Annotated in this window: 13 protein-coding genes; 7 read left to right on the forward strand and 6 right to left on the reverse strand. The window is 45.3% G+C overall.

The features are described 5' to 3' along the window. Window positions 1-161 precede the first annotated feature (161 nt). Together rimO and F6K57_RS13580 are read right to left on the reverse strand one after the other, a co-directional pair. The gene (gene rimO / locus F6K57_RS13575; protein ID WP_293021396.1) at window positions 162-1,484 is read right to left on the reverse strand and encodes a 30S ribosomal protein S12 methylthiotransferase RimO; all 1,323 of its coding nucleotides are present in this window, start codon (window positions 1,482-1,484) and stop codon (window positions 162-164) included. A gap of 627 nt (window positions 1,485-2,111) precedes the next feature. Beyond that, on the reverse strand, window positions 2,112-2,246 hold the full coding sequence (locus F6K57_RS13580; RefSeq protein WP_293068311.1) for a hypothetical protein: 135 nt from the start codon (window positions 2,244-2,246) through the stop codon (window positions 2,112-2,114). A 107-nt stretch (window positions 2,247-2,353) separates the two neighbouring features. Here F6K57_RS13580 and btpA point away from each other — a divergent pair, with 107 nt between their 5' ends. From btpA to F6K57_RS13610, 7 genes are all read left to right on the forward strand, one after another. Then, the gene (btpA, locus tag F6K57_RS13585) at window positions 2,354-3,184 is read left to right on the forward strand and encodes a photosystem I biogenesis protein BtpA (RefSeq protein WP_071104593.1); all 831 of its coding nucleotides are present in this window, start codon (window positions 2,354-2,356) and stop codon (window positions 3,182-3,184) included. Between the two features lie 220 nt (window positions 3,185-3,404). After that, complete coding sequence (locus F6K57_RS13590) at window positions 3,405-4,397, forward strand: vitamin K epoxide reductase family protein (protein ID WP_293021395.1); 993 nt, start codon at window positions 3,405-3,407, stop codon at window positions 4,395-4,397. A gap of 18 nt (window positions 4,398-4,415) precedes the next feature. After that, window positions 4,416-4,550, forward strand: a complete 135-nt coding sequence (locus F6K57_RS13595) for a hypothetical protein (RefSeq protein WP_293021393.1) — start codon at window positions 4,416-4,418, stop codon at window positions 4,548-4,550. Between the two features lie 514 nt (window positions 4,551-5,064). Then, on the forward strand, window positions 5,065-6,369 hold the full coding sequence (gene ltrA / locus F6K57_RS13600; protein ID WP_364302757.1) for a group II intron reverse transcriptase/maturase: 1,305 nt from the start codon (window positions 5,065-5,067) through the stop codon (window positions 6,367-6,369). Between the two features lie 44 nt (window positions 6,370-6,413). Then, window positions 6,414-6,776, forward strand: a complete 363-nt coding sequence (locus F6K57_RS41985; protein ID WP_364302760.1) for an HNH endonuclease — start codon at window positions 6,414-6,416, stop codon at window positions 6,774-6,776. Between the two features lie 110 nt (window positions 6,777-6,886). Beyond that, complete coding sequence (locus F6K57_RS13605) at window positions 6,887-7,078, forward strand: hypothetical protein (RefSeq protein ID WP_293068316.1); 192 nt, start codon at window positions 6,887-6,889, stop codon at window positions 7,076-7,078. Beyond that, a complete protein-coding gene (locus F6K57_RS13610; RefSeq protein WP_293021391.1) occupies window positions 7,048-8,325 on the forward strand; it encodes an NAD(P)/FAD-dependent oxidoreductase in 1,278 nt (425 codons plus the stop codon). Before F6K57_RS13605 ends, F6K57_RS13610 begins: the two co-directional genes overlap by 31 nt. Window positions 8,326-8,386: 61 nt before the next feature. On the opposite strand, the gene F6K57_RS13615 is transcribed toward F6K57_RS13610, so the two are convergent. The 4 genes from F6K57_RS13615 to F6K57_RS13630 form a co-directional block, all read right to left on the reverse strand. Beyond that, window positions 8,387-8,827 carry a condensation domain-containing protein gene (locus tag F6K57_RS13615; RefSeq protein WP_293068319.1) on the reverse strand — a complete coding sequence of 147 codons (441 nt, stop codon included), beginning with the start codon at window positions 8,825-8,827 and terminating at the stop codon, window positions 8,387-8,389. Window positions 8,828-8,947: 120 nt separating this feature from the next. Continuing rightward, window positions 8,948-10,117, reverse strand: coding sequence for a pyridoxal phosphate-dependent aminotransferase (locus tag F6K57_RS13620; protein ID WP_070393215.1), 1,170 nt, complete (start codon window positions 10,115-10,117; stop codon window positions 8,948-8,950). A 192-nt stretch (window positions 10,118-10,309) separates the two neighbouring features. Continuing rightward, on the reverse strand, window positions 10,310-15,760 hold the full coding sequence (locus F6K57_RS13625) for a non-ribosomal peptide synthetase (RefSeq protein WP_293021388.1): 5,451 nt from the start codon (window positions 15,758-15,760) through the stop codon (window positions 10,310-10,312). A gap of 196 nt (window positions 15,761-15,956) precedes the next feature. Continuing rightward, entirely contained in the window at window positions 15,957-17,171 is a 1,215-nt protein-coding gene (locus tag F6K57_RS13630; RefSeq protein WP_293021386.1) for a hypothetical protein, read from the reverse strand. Between the last annotated feature and the right edge of the window lie 200 nt (window positions 17,172-17,371).

The raw sequence follows: 17,371 nt of genomic DNA on the forward strand, positions 1-17,371 counted from the left end.
ACTATGGGCGACAGACACCTGCTTTTGATAAGGCTAGAGGCCTTGTGAAAAGCTCCATAATCTAAAAGACCAAGGATTATGTCTGGTTCAGGATTGACCAGATTACTTGCCCTAGTGGTGGAGTGTTTAATTCCAGCCCCTAGTTAAAGCCTGTGGCTTGTTTACGGAGGTAGTACTACAGAACCATACAAGTCGTAGAAATCACAATCAGTAATTTCTACTGATACTATGGTTCCTAAAGAGGCATCACCTTGAACGTAGACCAATCCATCCACCTCAGGGGCAAACCTGGCACTGCGACCAATAAATTCACCCGTTAAGGGATTTTCTTGTTCTATGAGAACATCAACTATCTTGCCCAGACAGTTTTGATTTTTTTTCAAGGAAATCGGTTGTTGAACTGCCATCAGGGCATCCCGTCTGGCATCCATCACCCCTTGGGGCAACTGATTAGGCAATTTGTATGCTGCTGTTCCCTCCTCCGCAGAAAAGGTAAACACTCCAACATGGTCAAATTCATGATGCTGGACAAATTCCAGCAAGTGTTCAAAGTGCTGCTCTGTCTCGCCGGGAAACCCGACAATAAAGGTGGTTCGCAACACTGCATCAGGAAGTGCAGTTTTTAGTTGCGTGATTATAGCGTCATTTACTCGTCCCTGCCAAGGACGGTTCATGGAGCGGAGGATTTCTGGATGGGAGTGCTGTAGAGGCAAATCGAGATAAGGAAGAACATTATGAGTTTCCTGAATGGCTTTTATGACGGATGGGGTTAAACCGGTGGGATAGGCGTAGTGGATCCGAATCCAGGGGATGTCTACTTCACCTAATGCTCTCAACAGTTCTGGCAGTTTCGGTTCGCCGTATATGTCTAAACCATAGTTGGTGGTGATTTGGGAAATTAAAATCAGCTCTTGAACCCCTTGAGATGCCAACTGCTCGGCTTCCGCAACAATGGATTCTATGGTACGCGATCGCTGCTTTCCCCGGAGGTGCGGAATTATACAGAAGGAACAGCGGTAATCACACCCTTCTGCGACCCGCAGGTAAGCAACCCCTTCAGAAGTTGTTCGGTAGCGTGGCGTTGTTTCGTCAGCAATGTAGGTTGGTTCAGTAGAAACCTCTTGAACGCGATCGCCTGTTTCTACTCTTTGGATTACATCTACTATTTTATGGTAGTCCCCGGTTCCCACCACTGCCACTGCCTCTGGCAACTCTTCCAATAGTTGGCTTTGGAAGTGTTGAGCCATACAGCCGGTAATCACAATTTTTTGATCAGCTTCCGCCAGTTCTACCAGCGTGCGCACTGATTCTCGCCGCGCTTCTTCTATAAAACTACAGGTATTTACAATAACATAGTCAGCTAATTCTTCATTGGCATCTACCTGGTATCCTGCCTGCACCAGCAGACCCAGCATATGTTCGGTATCAATGCGATTTTTCTCGCACCCCAAGTGAGATATTGCTACAGTTGGCTTTTTGCCCATTCATTCATCATTTTATATTGTACTACGGCTTAGTCACATAACCTACTGCCCTTTACCAGAACCTTACACCATTGATTGAGCTTGGTGTGATTGAGCTTAGTGTGTAAGTGATGTGCTCAACTCCTAATCTGCTCTGCTAATCTACTAGTACTGATGTTCCATGTTGATTTCACTATCAAAACCTATACACTCATTCTAAATTAAATTTTATTAAAATATTCAAAAAAATATGAGGAAATCTAAAAATATCCCTCACAGAAAATCATGGGCTCGCGGGGATCGTGACTCCAACGGGCTCGTGTTGGTAAGCTCCCTCTATGGGGGAGCGGGGGGCTGAGCTCCTACAGGGATTAAATCGAGTAGTGCTGATCTGGGCTCTTAACCACAAGCAGCTCGAAAAGCTCAAAGTTGACAGGACAAAGGTACAATCTACTGGTACTATATATAATCCTATTTTACCCTTGACCTAGCATCAGTAGGCATCAAAAACAGATGTAGTAGTTTTAGGGCTCACCTCTGTTAACCTACCACCACTAGAAATCGTCTTCAGGAATTAAGGTGCTTGCTTTGGGGATAGCACTGACCGATACAATTGGTTTGAGCGACTGGTTTTAGCAACCGGGAGAACTAAATCCCAGGTTTCATCAAATAGAGTAAGCACCATAGCTTTACCATTAATGCCAGTGGTAGACCGATGCCAGAAAGCGATGCAGCGCGGTCTTGGGGGTTTCCCCCATGAGCGACTGCATCAAGACAAGGCATCCGACCTCTCAATTCCCAAGTTTTCTACAGGGGGCGCTGAGGCGCTCTATCTGTAGCTTTTCCTCCCCGCTCCCTGATGAGATGGGGCTTCCAAACATCCCACGATTGTGAACTTAGAGCAAATTTTCCAGACACCGAATCCGATCATAGGAGTTGTGCATTTGCTGCCACTCCCTACTTCCCCGCGCTGGGGGGGTAGCCTGCAAGCTGTGATTGACCGAGCCGAGCAAGAGGTCACCGCCTTAGGGTCTGGTGGAGTCGATGGGGTGATTGTTGAGAATTTTTTCGACGCCCCATTTACTAAAAACCAGGTCGATCCAGCAGTAGTCAGTACCATGACGATCATAGTCCAGCGACTGATGAACCTGGTTCCCATACCAATAGGGATCAATATTTTACGCAATGATGCTCATAGTGCTTTAGCAATTGCTACTTGTGTAGGGGCTAAATTTATCCGTGTTAATGTTCTGACTGGGATTATGGCAACAGACCAGGGGTTAATTGAGGGACAGGCTCATACACTCTTGCGCTACCGTCGGGCACTGGGTAGTGATGTTAAGATTCTTGCTGATGTTCTAGTCAAACATGGACAACCTTTGGAGTCACCGAATATCACCATAGCTGTACAAGAAACCATAGAGCGGGGGTTAGCTGATGGTGTGATTCTCTCTGGCTGGGGAACCGGTACTCCTACTAATCCCCAAGACCTGGTGTTAGCCTCGGCGGCGGCTAAGGGCAAACCAGTGTTTATTGGCAGTGGGGCTAATTGGGAAAATATCTCCACCCTGATGCAATATGCTGATGGGGTAATTGTCTCTAGTTCCCTCAAGCGTCGTGGACAAATTGATCAACCTATTGATCCGATTCGGGTCAGTCAATTTGTGGAAGCAGTACGCAGTAGTGTGTCTGCTAAACAAGAAGAAAAACCAATTGTTTGAAGGTTGGCCAGTTGAAGGTTGAAGGTTGGCCGGTTGAACGCGCACGCGTGGCCAATAGGCCAAGGTTATCAGGTTGAACGCGCACGCGTGGCCAATAGGCCAAGGTTGGCCGGTTGACTTTCAACAGTATGTCACCTTGGTTTCTGTCTATTGGTTGTTTGACTTGATAACGTAATAGTTAGAACTTTCAAGCAACCCCTATTCCTCATTAATCTAGATTATGAGTGTGAGTCGTCGGCGTTCTGCCCCCTGGATTTATCGTTGGTCCCGTCAGCTGATTGCTGCGATCGCTGTCGTGGGTGCCCTGTTAACTGCTTATCTGACTGTGGTTAAACTGACAGGTGGTACTGCAGTTTGCAGCGCGGGTGCAGCTAATGCTTCTAGCTGTAATGATGTCCTTTCCAGCCCTTATGCTAGTATATTTGGTCTGCCACTAACCTTGTTTGGTTTCTTGGCATACACCAGTATGGCTACATTTGCCTTGGCTCCGTTGTTAGTAAAGGGAGACCCAAAGAAGGGACTTCGCTCAAAACTAGAAAATTGGACTTGGTTACTGCTGTTAGCAGGCGCAGCAGCTATGACAGTTTTCAGTAGCTACTTGATGTACTTGCTAGCGTTTGAGATCCAAGCACTCTGTATATACTGCATCACTTCAGCATTATTTGCCATTAGCCTGCTAGTCCTAACCCTTGTGGGTCGCAGTTGGGACGATATTGGTCAAATTTTCTTTATCGGTCTGATCGTGGGCATGATCACCTTGGTGGGTACCTTAGGCGTTTATGCTAATGTTGGGGAATCCGTGGCCACATCAGCAGATAATGGTGGTCCAATTCCCACAGCCTCTGGTGCGCCAAACGCAGCTATTGGTGGCTGGAAAGTTAACACAACCTCTGGTCAATCGGAAATTGATCTGGCGCGTCATTTGACTGAAGTTGGTGCTAAGAAATACGGAGCTTACTGGTGTCCCCACTGCTATGAGCAGAAGCAACTGTTTGGAAAACAGGCATTCTCTCAAATCAATTATATAGAGTGTGCTCGTGATGGCAAAAATGCTCAGACAGAAGCCTGTATCGCTGCTGGAATTCAATCCTATCCTACTTGGCAAATTAATGGCGAATTGCTCCCTGGTGTCCGAACTCTAGAAGAATTGGCTAATGTCACTGACTATCAAGGCTCCAGGGACTTTAAGTACTATTTGCCAGGACGATCCTAATTGGGAAGTGTGGGAAGTGTGGGGAGATGGGGAGGTGGGGAGATGGGGAGATGGGGAGATGGGTGCGATTCGTTGGCTAGAAACCTTGTCCAGAAAGGGCTTGGGGGATTAGCCGCTAGCCAGATAGAGCACCACGCTCTATTTGGAACCTAGATAACTTGATAACCATGCTGGTGAGTATAAGCAAGTCCAGCCGGAGTGGAATCCTCCTGACAGCCTTACCCCTATTCATAGGAACTAACAAGCCTATGGGTAAAGCGGGGTCAAACAGCGAAGCACTAGAAGCCGAATCTGGTGTTAGTAGCAGGCAAGGACTTATGGGTACGCAAGGAAGGTACGCTCAAATCATCGTTACCATCGTATGGCGCAAAGGCTGACACGCCATAGACAAAACGTCAAAGGAGGCACTGACTTCAAGGTTCCATCTCCATGAAGTGATTCCCAAAACCACACCTCCCGGTGAACAGTACCACCCTAAAAGTCCAACCAATGGTAATCAGGAACGAAGTAACCCCTGTTTGTACTCTTGGAAAGGTCGATATCCAAGTAGGTAGTTAGCCGCAAGTCATATGGGGGCAAGATTGAGCTCAGTTGCTAACGCCTAGGGTAATGCCTAGGATATGCAGACGGACTCACGTTGTAGGAAAAGAAATAGTCGCAAGTACCAATGAATAAGTCTAAAACGATGGGATTCTCCCATACGTCGGAATGGAATAAGGTCAATTGGCGTAAGTTAAAACGAGCCTTATTTAAGTTGCAAAAACGAATATTTCGAGCCTCCCAACGTGGCGATGTTCGCGCGGTTAGACGACTACAAAAAACCTTGATGAAGTCTTGGACTGCAAAAATGATTGCGGTGCGTAGGGTCACACAAGATAACAAGGGTAAGAAGACGGCTGGGGTTGATGGGATCAAATCATTAACACCATTACAACGTCTGTCCCTAGTTAAAAACTTGAAAGTCTGCGGAAAGGCCAAACCAACTCGACGGGTTTGGATTCCCAAACCTGGCAAAGGTGAAAAACGCCCACTAGGCATCCCTACCATGTATGACCGAACATTGCAAGCTCTTGCCAAACTGGCATTAGAACCAGAATGGGAGGCACAATTTGAACCTAATTCATATGGGTTTAGACCAGGACGCTCAGGCCACGACGCCATCGAAGCAATATTCAACAGTATCAAACAAAAACCAAAATGGGTTCTAGATGCTGATATTGCCAAATGCTTCGATAAAATCAACCACGATGCACTTCTGAGAAAATTAAATACTTATCCATCCATGAAACGTTTAATACGTTCCTGGCTCAAGGCTGGTGTGATGGACAATGACACATTCTCCACTACAGATGAGGGCACACCACAGGGGGGAGTAATATCCCCTCTACTGGCAAACATAGCCCTTCACGGCATGGAAAAACGGATTAAACAATATGCCGAAACATTACCCGGAAAAAAACGGGATAACAAATCAGCGTTAAGTTTGGTTCGATATGCTGATGATTTTGTCATCATGCACAAAGACCTAACCGTGGTAGAAGAATGCCAGAAGGTCATCAACCTATGGTTGATGGATATGGGCTTGGAACTAAAACCAAGTAAGACCAGGATTACCCACACCATGGATGGATTTGACTTTCTTGGATTCAATGTCCGTCAATATCAGGTTGGTAAAAACCAGTCAAAACAAGGTTTTAAGACCATCATCAAACCATCTAAACAGAAAATCCACAAGCATTATGAGCAGCTTTCCTCTGTTATTGATAGATATAAAGCTGCTCCACAGAAGGCTCTAATCAGCCGACTCAAACCCATTATAACAGGTTGGTGTAATTATTACAGCACAGTCTGTAGCAAAGAAACCTTGGCCTATGGCCACGCTACGCGAACAACGACCTGGGGAATATGTTATGGAATAAACTCCAACGGTGGGGGTACAGAAGGCATCCAAAGAAATCAAAAACCTGGGTAAACCAGAAATATTGGGGAACCATCTCAAACGACAACTGGGTATTCATGGCACAGGAAGATAACTATCTACCGAAACATGCTTTGACACCAATTGTTAGACATGTCAAAGTCAAAGAATCCAGAAGTCCTTACGATGGAGACCTAATCTATTGGAGTACCAGAATGGGCAAGCATCCTGTTTTGACCAATCAAAAGGCCAGACTTTTAAAAAGGCAAAAAGGGAAGTGCTCCCACTGTGGTCTTACCTTTAGGGACGAAGATTTATTGGAAAAACATCACATTATACCGCGCTCCATTGGTGGAAATAACACAGACGACAATCTGGAACTACTTCACCTACATTGCCACGATGTCAGACACGGTTCTACCGTAAAAACCAGTCATGAGCTTGATGCCCATCCCTGGTAGAGGTACCAATGTCAATGGTTCTTACAACGAGGAGCCGGATGAAGCGAAAGTTTCACGTCCGGTTCTGAAGACGAGTCAGTGGGGTGACTCACTGACTTAGTTTAATGGAGATGGGGAGATGGGGAGATGGGGAGATGGGGAGATTTTTATTAAGGGTAATTATCGGTTCTCATATTAATAAGGTAAACAAGATTTTTTCCCTGTTCCCGATTCCCGATTCCCGATTCCCGATTCCCGATTCCCGATTCCCAATTCCCGATTCCCGATTCCCTTGGATAATTCACGAAATCTCAATGTTGTAGTCATTGGTGGTGGAGCCGCTGGTTTTTTTGGGGCAATTACCTGTGCCACTACTCATCCCCATACCAATGTCACTCTCCTAGAAGCCTCACGCCATCCATTATCGAAGGTGCGCATCTCTGGTGGTGGACGGTGTAATGTTACTCATGCTTGCTTTGACCCAGCCCAGTTGGTGCAAGCTTACCCCAGGGGAAGCAAAGCATTGCGAGGGGCTTACACCCGTTTTCAACCCAAGGATACCATTGCTTGGTTTGGTGCTCACGGTGTTGATCTGAAAACTGAAGCGGATGGCAGGATGTTTCCGATTACTGACACTTCCGAAACTATTGTTGATTGTCTCTTACAAGTAGCTAAGAGGGCAGGGGTAAAGATTCGCACCAGTAATCCGGTTAAGTCGATCTCTCGGCAATCTTCCCAACACCCAACTCCTGACACGCCACACCAGACCCCAGGAGGATTTGAAATTGGGTTGAGGAATGGTGAGATTATAAAATGCGATCGCGTTTTGGTTGCTACTGGTAGCAATCCCCTAGGCTACCGTTGGGCAAAAGCCTTAGGTCATACCATCGAAACCCGGGTTCCCTCTCTATTCACTTTTAATATCCCAGACTCCCGTTTACAGGATTTAGCTGGGGTGAGTGTTAAACAGGTGTGCCTCAAATTACCCGATGCTGGTAAAACGTTGAAGGAACAAACGGGACCATTGCTAATTACCCACTGGGGTTTAAGTGGTCCAGTGGTACTCAAGCTTTCTGCTTGGGGGGCTAGAGTATTGCATGAACACCATTATCAAATGCCCTTGTTGGTGAATTGGCTTCCTGAGTATAATCCAGACCGATTGCGCAAATTACTCCTTGATGTTAAATCCCAGTTACCTCGACGCTTCATTACTACTAGTTGTCCCATTCCTATCCCAAAGCGCCTTTGGGTGAGCTTAGTTACTAGTGTGGGAGTGGGAGCACAAAACCGTTGGGCTGAGTTATCGAAAAAAACCGTACATCAGTTAGTTCAAGAACTGACTCAAGGACGCTATTTGATTCAAGGTAAAGGGGTTTTTAAGGAAGAGTTTGTTACTTGTGGTGGTGTTAGTCTCAAAGAGGTGAATTTCAAGACTATGGAAAGCCGCCAATGTCCAGGTCTTTACTTTGCTGGGGAAATTCTCGATATTGATGGAATTACCGGGGGATTTAATTTTCAGAGTGCTTGGACAACGGGTTGGTTAGGAGGTCAAGGTATTGGAAATAGTTAGTGTTGTGGGAATTGATAATTTGTCTTTTATTTGTCCATTAATTGTGATATTATTTGCGTCCTTAGTTAGAGTTCAAAATCCCAACGTACCAGTAAGCCATTTCAGAGTTTTGTAAGTCAACCAGGGCTTTCCCCAGTTCAACCCCTTGTTGTCGATCCCTGTCTAAAAAATCATCCATCTTGGCTGTTTGGGCTTCAGGAGATAGGGTTCGCCAGTCATGCTCAATCCAGGTTAGCTTGAAGGTTTTACGTACAACTTGCACCGGCTGCTTACGGTTTCTCCAAACAAATAAGGTGCGCAAAACTGGGTGTCTTTCTACCAGTCTCACCCAAGCCTGTTCAAAGAACTTCGGATTCAGCTTGCCGTGAATCGTCAACTTAAATTGGTCGAAATATACCCGATGTTCCGGGTGATACAATGTCTGAAATAATATCCCTTTTTGCGTTGAGTAAAGGGGATACATTGCTTCAATATCTTTAGTTTTATTTTGGGCAACAACCATTTTTTATATTGAGAATTTTTATGTTAAAGTCTTAAGAAATAAGGGAACAGGGAATGGGGAATAGGGAACAGGCAAGAGGCAACACTAGGGAATCTCCGTGCCTTTAGGTCGGGGAAGATGTTAAATGAGAGTATGAACTGCCTGCTCAATTCGATCCAATGCCTCTTCAATCTTGCTGAATGAGTTTGCGTAGGACAGGCGTAAATATCCCTGACCTTGATTGCCAAAAGAAGAACCAGGTAACACTACCACCCCAGCCTCAGTCATCAAATAATCTGCTATGGCTTGATCATCTAACGGTAACTGGGAGACATTTGGAAATGCATAGAATGCCCCTCTTGGCATTTGACAACTGATACCAGCTATTTGGTTGATCCTGGTGACAATCATATCTCGACGCCGATGAAATTCCATCACCATCTTCTCAACAAAGGTTTGGTCTCCTTCCAGGGCAGTCACCCCTGCCAATTGAGTAAACGAACAGGTACAGGAATTGGTATTGATCATGAGTTGAGTTAGCTTTTCACTGATTTCTGGAGATGCAACGGCATAGCCCAAACGCCAGCCAGTCATAGCATAGGTTTTAGAAAAACCATCTAGTAAAATAGTGCGCTCCTCCATGCCTGGCAAACTTGCAATACTAGTATGGGTCTGGTCGTAGAGAATATGAGAATAGATTTCGTCTGCGAGAATGTAGAAGTCGTATTGCTGAGCAAGGGTAGCAATTTCAGCTAGATCCTCAGACGTCAGCACTCCCCCAGTTGGGTTTTGAGGAGAGTTGAGGATCAATAACTTGGTACAATCGTTGACTAGGGTTTTCAAATCCTCAATTTGGATGCGAAAGTTCACGACTTCTCGCAAAGGTAGCGGAACAGGTTTAGCTCCGACAAAGTCAATAACTGATTTGTAAATGGGAAACCCTGGATTTGGGTAAATGACCTCATCTTGGGGATCAACCAGAGCCAGAATAGTCAAGAATATTACGGGTTTTGCCCCTGGCATTATGACAACCCGATCGGGTTCGACTGACAAATGCCGGGTTTTGGAAATGTGGCGTGCGATCGCTGACTTCAGTTCTGGTAGTCCTGCTGCAGGACCATAACCCGTGTGGCCCGCTTGCATGGCTTGGTAGGCTGCCTTACAAATGTGAGGAGGAGTAGGAAAATCTGGCTGTCCAATCTCCATATGAATTATATCTCGTCCTTGGGCCTCCAATTGTTTGGCTTTGGCGAGATATTCAAAGGCAGCTTCAGTGCCTAACCGTTCCATTCGGAGCGCAAAAGTTCTCATGGTCTTGATGTAATCGTTTATTCACTTTTCCAGTGCAGTGCGCTTGAGTTATAGTGTGGTAGTGTAGGTTATCCTGTGCCCCTCCCACTGTTTTTGTACTTGATGTGTTCAGTACTGTAACATACAATGCCAGCCACCAAGCCTCTCTCGTTACCACTCCGGATGCGCGGAATTCCCCATCTGTAGCTTAGGTCATATCTCAATTTCCTCAGTGTTTTTAACTGCTGCAAGGTCCACTGCATCTCGACCAAACCATAGCACTAGATCGATGTGTTTAGCCCACCCAGCTACCGTTGGATATTCAAAGAGGCTTTGGATTGGCAGTTCAATCTGCAAAGTTTGACGGAGCTTTGAAATGACCCGAGTAGCAAGGAGAGAATGACCACCCAATTCAAAGAAGTTGTCGTGAATACTGATGCGATCGCATTTCATGACTTCAGACCAGATTTTAACAATCCTGTACTCAGTTTCAGTTTGGGGTGCAGTAAACTCAAGCCTGTGAGGGAGTTGAGAAAAGTCAGGAATCGGCAGAGATCGACGATCTACCTTGCCATTTAGGGTTAAAGGCAAGGTTCTTAATTGTACAAAGGCGGAGGGGATCATATAATCTGGTAGCCTCTGCTTGAGAAACTGTTGGAGTTGATTAGGGAGAATTTGCTTATCTGCCTCAACTACAAAGTAAGCGACTAACCGCTTATCTCCTGGATTATCTTCTCGGGCTAACACAACGACTGCCTGTAAATCAGGATGCTCACCGAGCACTGTTTCGATCTCTCCTAACTCAATGCGGAAACCCCGAATCTTAACTTGATGATCAATCCGTCCTATAAATTCGAGATTTCCATCTGAACGGTAGCGGCAAAGATCACCAGTTTTGTAGAGGCGACCCAAAGCAGGATGGCAGATAAATCGTTCTGCTGTCAGATTAGGACGGTTAAAGTACTCGCGTGCTAAACCATCGCCACCAATATAAAGCTCTCCCGAAACTCCTATAGGAACTGGATGATAGCTGTCATCCAACAGATAAACCTGAGTATTTGAAATCGCACAACCGATTGGAACCGACGTGCCAATGGCTTCAAGATTTCGGATTGGGTAACAGCAGGTAAAAGTTGTATTCTCCGTCGGACCATAACCATTAATTACAAGGGTATTCGGTAAGGCTCGAACTGCTTTCTTGACATGGGTAACTGACAGAACGTCTCCCCCCGCCAGAAGTTGTCGAACTGAGGTGAAAGACTCCAAATGCTCTTCTACCATCTGATGGAAGAGTCCAGAGGTGAGCCAAACTACAGTGATTTGGTGATGTGATAGCAGATGTGCGATCTCTGCCAGAGATGGACGAGCAGCAGGAGCTAGGACTAATTTTGCTCCATTGAGCAAAGCCCCCCAAACTTCGAAGGTGGCCGCATCAAAGGCAATGGAAGCTAGTTGTAGGCATGTGTCGTCTGAGCAAATTGTCACATAGTTAGGATCGATCGCCAAACGTATCACTGCTTGATGGGGAATACTAACTCCTTTGGGTTGACCCGTAGAGCCAGAAGTATAGATTACATAGGCTAGACTCTCTCTTGTCACCAATTGCGGCTCTGACGAGCTATCAGACTGCACTTCATAAGATTGCAATCCATTGGATTGTGTCAAATCAATCTCATCGAGACAAATCAGGACACACTGCTCATAATTGGCTAATCGGGAGCGCAAAGTCGTTTGCGTAATTAATACGGGAATTTGCGTTTCATTTAAGATGAAAGCCAAGCGCTCCGAAGGATAGTTGGAATCAAGGGGAACGTAGGCTCCTCCAGCTTTGAGAGTTCCTAGCATGGCAACAATCAACTCTGGTGATCGTTCCAGGCAAAGGCCGACCAATACTTCTCGTTCTACACCCAAGGTCTGCAAATAAGTGGCAAGCTGATTTGCACGGCGATCCAGTTCTCGATAAGAGAGCTGTTGTTCTCCAAACACTAAGGCAACCGCATCTGGTGTACGTTCTACTTGTTGTTCAAATAGATGGTGTATGGAGGAATCACCGGGATAATCTCTATGGGCTTGGCTCCATTGTGCCAGTAATTGCTGCTGTTCTGCTTCGGTTAGCAGGGGTAACTCAGAAATTAATTGATCTGGATTGGCAACAATCCCTTTAAGCAAGGTTTGAAAGTGGTGATGCAATCGTTGAATTGTGTTAGATGTGAATAAATCACTGTTATACTCCCAAACCCCTTGCAACCCTTGAGAAGCTTCCCGCATTGACAAAATCAAATCAAATTTTGCAGTGGTCCGTTCTACCCTTCGTGGACTCACAGTTACGCCTGGAAAACTCAAGGCATGGGATGGGATGCTATTTTGCAATACAAACATGACCTGAACCAGGGGATGATAGCTCAGGTTGCGATCTGGATTTAATTCCTCTACTAACTTCTCAAACGGGAGATCCTGATGGGCATAAGCATTTAAGGCAACTTGGCGAGTTCGTTGCAACAATTCTAAGAAGCTTGGATTCCCTTCAAGGTTGTTACGCAACACCAATGTATTGACAAAGAACCCAATGAGAGGCTCAATTTCCTGACGATTACGATTGGCGATTGGCGACCCAACAACGATGTCAGTTGAGTTGCTGTAACGACAGAGTAAGATTGAAAACGCGCTCAGAAGTGATATGAAGAGGGTAGTGCCAGATTGTTGACTGAGAAGTTGTAATTTTTGGGTTAAGTGAGCATCTAAATCAAATTCAATCGTGCTACCCCGAAAAACTTGTTTTGCTGGACGTGGGTAGTCGGTTGGTAAATCTAGCAGGGGTGGACTGTCTGCAAGTTGGTTTCGCCAGTAGTCGAGTAAGGTCTCCAGAACTTGTCCTTGTAACCATTGATGCTGCCAATAGGCAAAATCTGCATATTGAATGGGCAAGGGTGCCAGCGGTAAAGGTTCCGATTGACAAAAAGCAGTATAGAGTTCGGAGAGTTCTTGCTGAAAGATGCCCAGTGACCAATCATCGGCAACGATGTGATGGATTGTAATCACAAGCACATGGACTGTTGTACTGCATTTCAAAAGCTTGCAACGAACAAGCGTATCTTGGGCAAGGACAAACGGTGTTTGAGCCTCAGCATTAATCAAAATCTGAATCTGAGATTCTAGTTCTGTTGGGGGAAGCGATTGTAAGTCGATTAGGGGAACCTGAACTGTAACGTCAAGTTGAATTTTTTGATATGGAGCAGCATTATCGCTCGGAAAAATGGTCCGTAGCCCTTCGTGGCGCTGCACAATTGTTTGAAGACTTTGGGTCAGTACTGATAGATTTAAGTCTCCTTCCAGTTGCCAGACATTTGAAATATTATAAGTTGAACTAGGTCCTTCTAATTGATCAAGAAACCAAAGACGTTGCTGAGCAAAAGATAAAGGAACCTTGGTGTCTTTGGGAACTGAACTAATGGTTGTCAGTTTAATTGAGTCTGTTGGCTGGATAGTGTCGATCGACTGGGCTAATTCCATCAAAGTGGGATAAGCAAACACTTGAGCCAGAGGTAATTCAATGAAGAATACGTCCCTGATCCGAGAAATCACCTGCGTTGCAAGCAGGGAATGTCCACCCAATTCAAAGAAGTTATCGTCAAGGCTAATCTGAGTAAGATTGAGAATGTCACACCAAATCTTGGCAAGCTTCACTTCGGTCTCTGTACGGGGAGCAATCAATTCTCGGTTTTCAAACTGCGCTTCTTGTTGTGCAAGCAGCACCTTACGATCGACTTTGCCATTCGGAGTTAGGGGAAGATCTTCCAGAATCACAAACTTGGATGGCACCACATAGCGAGATACTTGGGCTTGGAGATATGTCTTGAGTTGATGGATCAGCTCTGAGTTTGACTCAGCAACGGTAAGACTATCTATCTTCACAGACTTGCCAGATCTTACCGTTTGGAGGGCGATTTCAATTTGCTCCCAATTGTTATCCTCACGAGACAGGGATGTTGGTTCGAGGGTTAAATAAGCAACTAAATAAGGTTCATTCAGGTTCGTTTTCAGATCTAAAACAGCAGCTTCCCTAACGGTGGGATGTTGAGAGAGAATTGCTTCAATTTCGTCTATTTCAACTCGAACACCATTAATCTTAACTTGACGATCTACACGCCCCAACATTTCAAAAACCCCATCGCTCCGACATCGCCCCAAATCTCCAGTTTTGTAGAGGTAGAATGGAACAGTCTGGTCAAGTTCTTGTTCACTATTGCCGGACTTATGATTAATCAAGGGATTAACGATAAACCTTTCATCATTCAGTTCTGGGCGTTTAAAGTATCCCTGAGATACCGCTGGTCCTCCCACGTAGATTTCCCCGCAAGTTCCAGGCGCTACAGGGGTTAAATTATCATCAAGGATGTAGAGTTTCATCCCTGGTAATGGCTGACCGATCGGCATCACAGCGCCAGGTTCTCCGGATTGGTAAAAACAAAAGGCAACCGAACCTGTTGCCTCTGCTTGACCATATAGATTCAACGTCGCAGCAGGATGCTGTAACCTCTCTTGCCAGATCTGAGGAATATATTGGGGGACAGGTTCCCCATGACCGTTAACAAATCGTAGAGTGTTGGTCAGAAGTTTCTGGCGCGTATCAGGAGGCAAATGCTGTAGGGTTGAATTTAGAATTCGCCAATAGGATGGCACCATATCCATTAAGGTAACCTGCTGATCCTTTGCCAGTTGTAGCACTTTGAGCGGGATTTGACGTTCTTCCGAGGTCGCGATAACAACAGTTGCCCCATGTGATAGGGGTGACAATAACTGACGGGCAGATGTGGCAAAGCAGATGGAGGCAAGGTGCAAATAAATATCAGTGGATTGCAGAGCCATGGGCTGAACGATCGACCAACAGTAATGTGCCAGATTCCGATGGCTGATCATTACGCCTTTGGGTTTGCCCGTTGAACCAGAGGTGTAAATAATATAAGCGAGGCGATCGAGGGGGTTGATTTCAGGAGAAGATTTGGCTCGCTTGTCCCAGCTCAGTTTATCGCGGCCTTCACTGCACTGATCTACAGAAGGAGGATCTTCCACCTTCGACGGGGAAAGATCCTTGGCCGTCACTGGCGCAGAAATCGCTGTCGAGACAGATGGTTTTAATTTCGATGAGATTACTGAAGCAAGGGACAAACGACCGTCGGTCTCGACCTTTAACGTGATCACCTGTGCAATTGTTGATAGTTTTGGTAAATCCTGACACAACTGAGGTTCAGTTAAGACTATCGCTGCTTCAGTCTCTGCCAGCATAAATTCGAGACGCTGCTTGGGATATTGACTATCAAGTGGAACATAGGCACAACCCGCTTTCCAAATTCCCAATAAACCAACAATCATAGCCAACGATCGATCCATATACAGCCCGATCAATCCTCCGGATTCAATCTCTAAATGCTGCAAATGCTCAGCAACTTGATCGGCAAGCTGATTGAGTATGCGATAGGTCAGGGTCTGACCTCCACAAATTACAGCAGTTTTGTTAGGTATATTGTGGGCATAAGCATCTATCAGTTGATAGATACATTGGTTTCTTTGTTCAGGCAACACTTGATGTTTCAGATTCATCAGTAAGTTTTCCTCACCAGGTTCTTGCTTTGGAGTTGAAAGAGTGGCAATGGGGGGGGTGATCATAACTAAAGAACCGATTGGTAGGTTAAGGGTAGAGGGTCACCGATAAGTAGGTGGGCATAAATAAACGTTAAAACTCAAAATCCGAAAATGAAGCTGGAATCCTCTATTCATAGGGGTTTCATGATTTTGAATTTCCATCGCTATTTTACACTTAATTACGCCCACCTACTTAGCAAAAATCACGATTGCAGTGAGATCATGAAGGTTTTTGGGATCGATTCACTAAATCAACCAATTCATGATCAAATAGCATTCGCTTATTCTGAATTGTCCCTTCACGAATCTGGGGCAACAGTTTGAGAGCAGCTTCATCAGTCAACGGTATGCCCAACCCAGCAAATTTATGCTGGACGGCACGTTTGCCAGAATGTTTATTGATACCTAAACGTCGAGCAGTGTTAGTTTTGCCAACAAATTCAGGGCTTATCAGCTCGTAATTTGCAGGGCTTTTCAACACACCATCTACATGAATACCTGAGGAATGAGACCAAATATTGGGACCTACTACTGGTGCATTAATCGGGATCGGGCGACTACTTGCTTGCGAGACATAATCACAAACGCTGGAGAGTCTCGATTCCTGTACAGATAGATTTATATTTAGCCCAACTTTCAATGCACCCACTAATGTAGCCAAATCAGTGTTACCAGCTCGCTCACCAATTCCATTCACTGTAGTGGTTAAATAGAGCTTCCGGCTTGGTCGTTCTTTTTGGGCCTCATACCAGAGATCAAATGCTTTGATCGCAGCCACACAGTTGGCAACCGCCATACCCAGATCGTTATGGGCATGGAGTTCCACATCGATTTCCGAGTTATTGAGAATATCCGTTATGATATCGAAGATCATGAAGGGATCAGTGCGACCTACGGTATCGCAGAGCCGTACTCGATCTGCACCTGTTTCTTCTGACATCTGGATCATCTCAAATAAAAATGAGCGATCAGCATTAAAAGCATCCTGAAAGTCAGAAACAGCGTATAAGCCGTTCTCCTTGATGAAAGCTAATGCACTCCGTTGAGCTTGTAAGATTTTGTCCGGTGTAGATCTCAGGATGCTATCAATCATATAAGGGGTAATCGGAGTAGAAGAGCAGCAGCCATCTAGGCCCAACTTAACTGACCAGGATAGTTCTTCACGCAATGGCCGATGCCAGCCTAACACCCGTGCTGAGATACGCCCATTGGTTTTACGGGAAATCAGCTCTTGCAGGTAGGTCCTTTCACTTCCTTCTTGAGCTGGAAATCCAGCTTCCAACTCCTGAATGTCTAGTGCATCAAGTTGTCTAGCAATTTCCAACTTTTCCTCATTGCTGAAGACAATGCCAAATGTCTGTTCACCATCACGGAGGGTAGTATCTGAAATTATGATTGAATCTTTCAGGTCATTACTTTTCATTAATTGATTCATGGTTTTTTCCAGAGAGATCTTGAAAAAGGTGTTACAATGTACGTTTTTCGATTGTTCAATTAGAAAAGGTTAATAGGATGTAAGAGTAGTTCACACGTTACCTTAACCTTGAGGGTATAAATTATTACTTTTCAAATGATTACAGAATTTTACCACGGCTTCAAGGCGAAAAAATTCTGCTTCAGAAACAGGTGAATGAT

Origin of the sequence: Moorena sp. SIO4A5, from assembly GCF_010672005.1 — a bacterium.
Lineage (GTDB): Bacteria > Cyanobacteriota > Cyanobacteriia > Cyanobacteriales > Coleofasciculaceae > Moorena.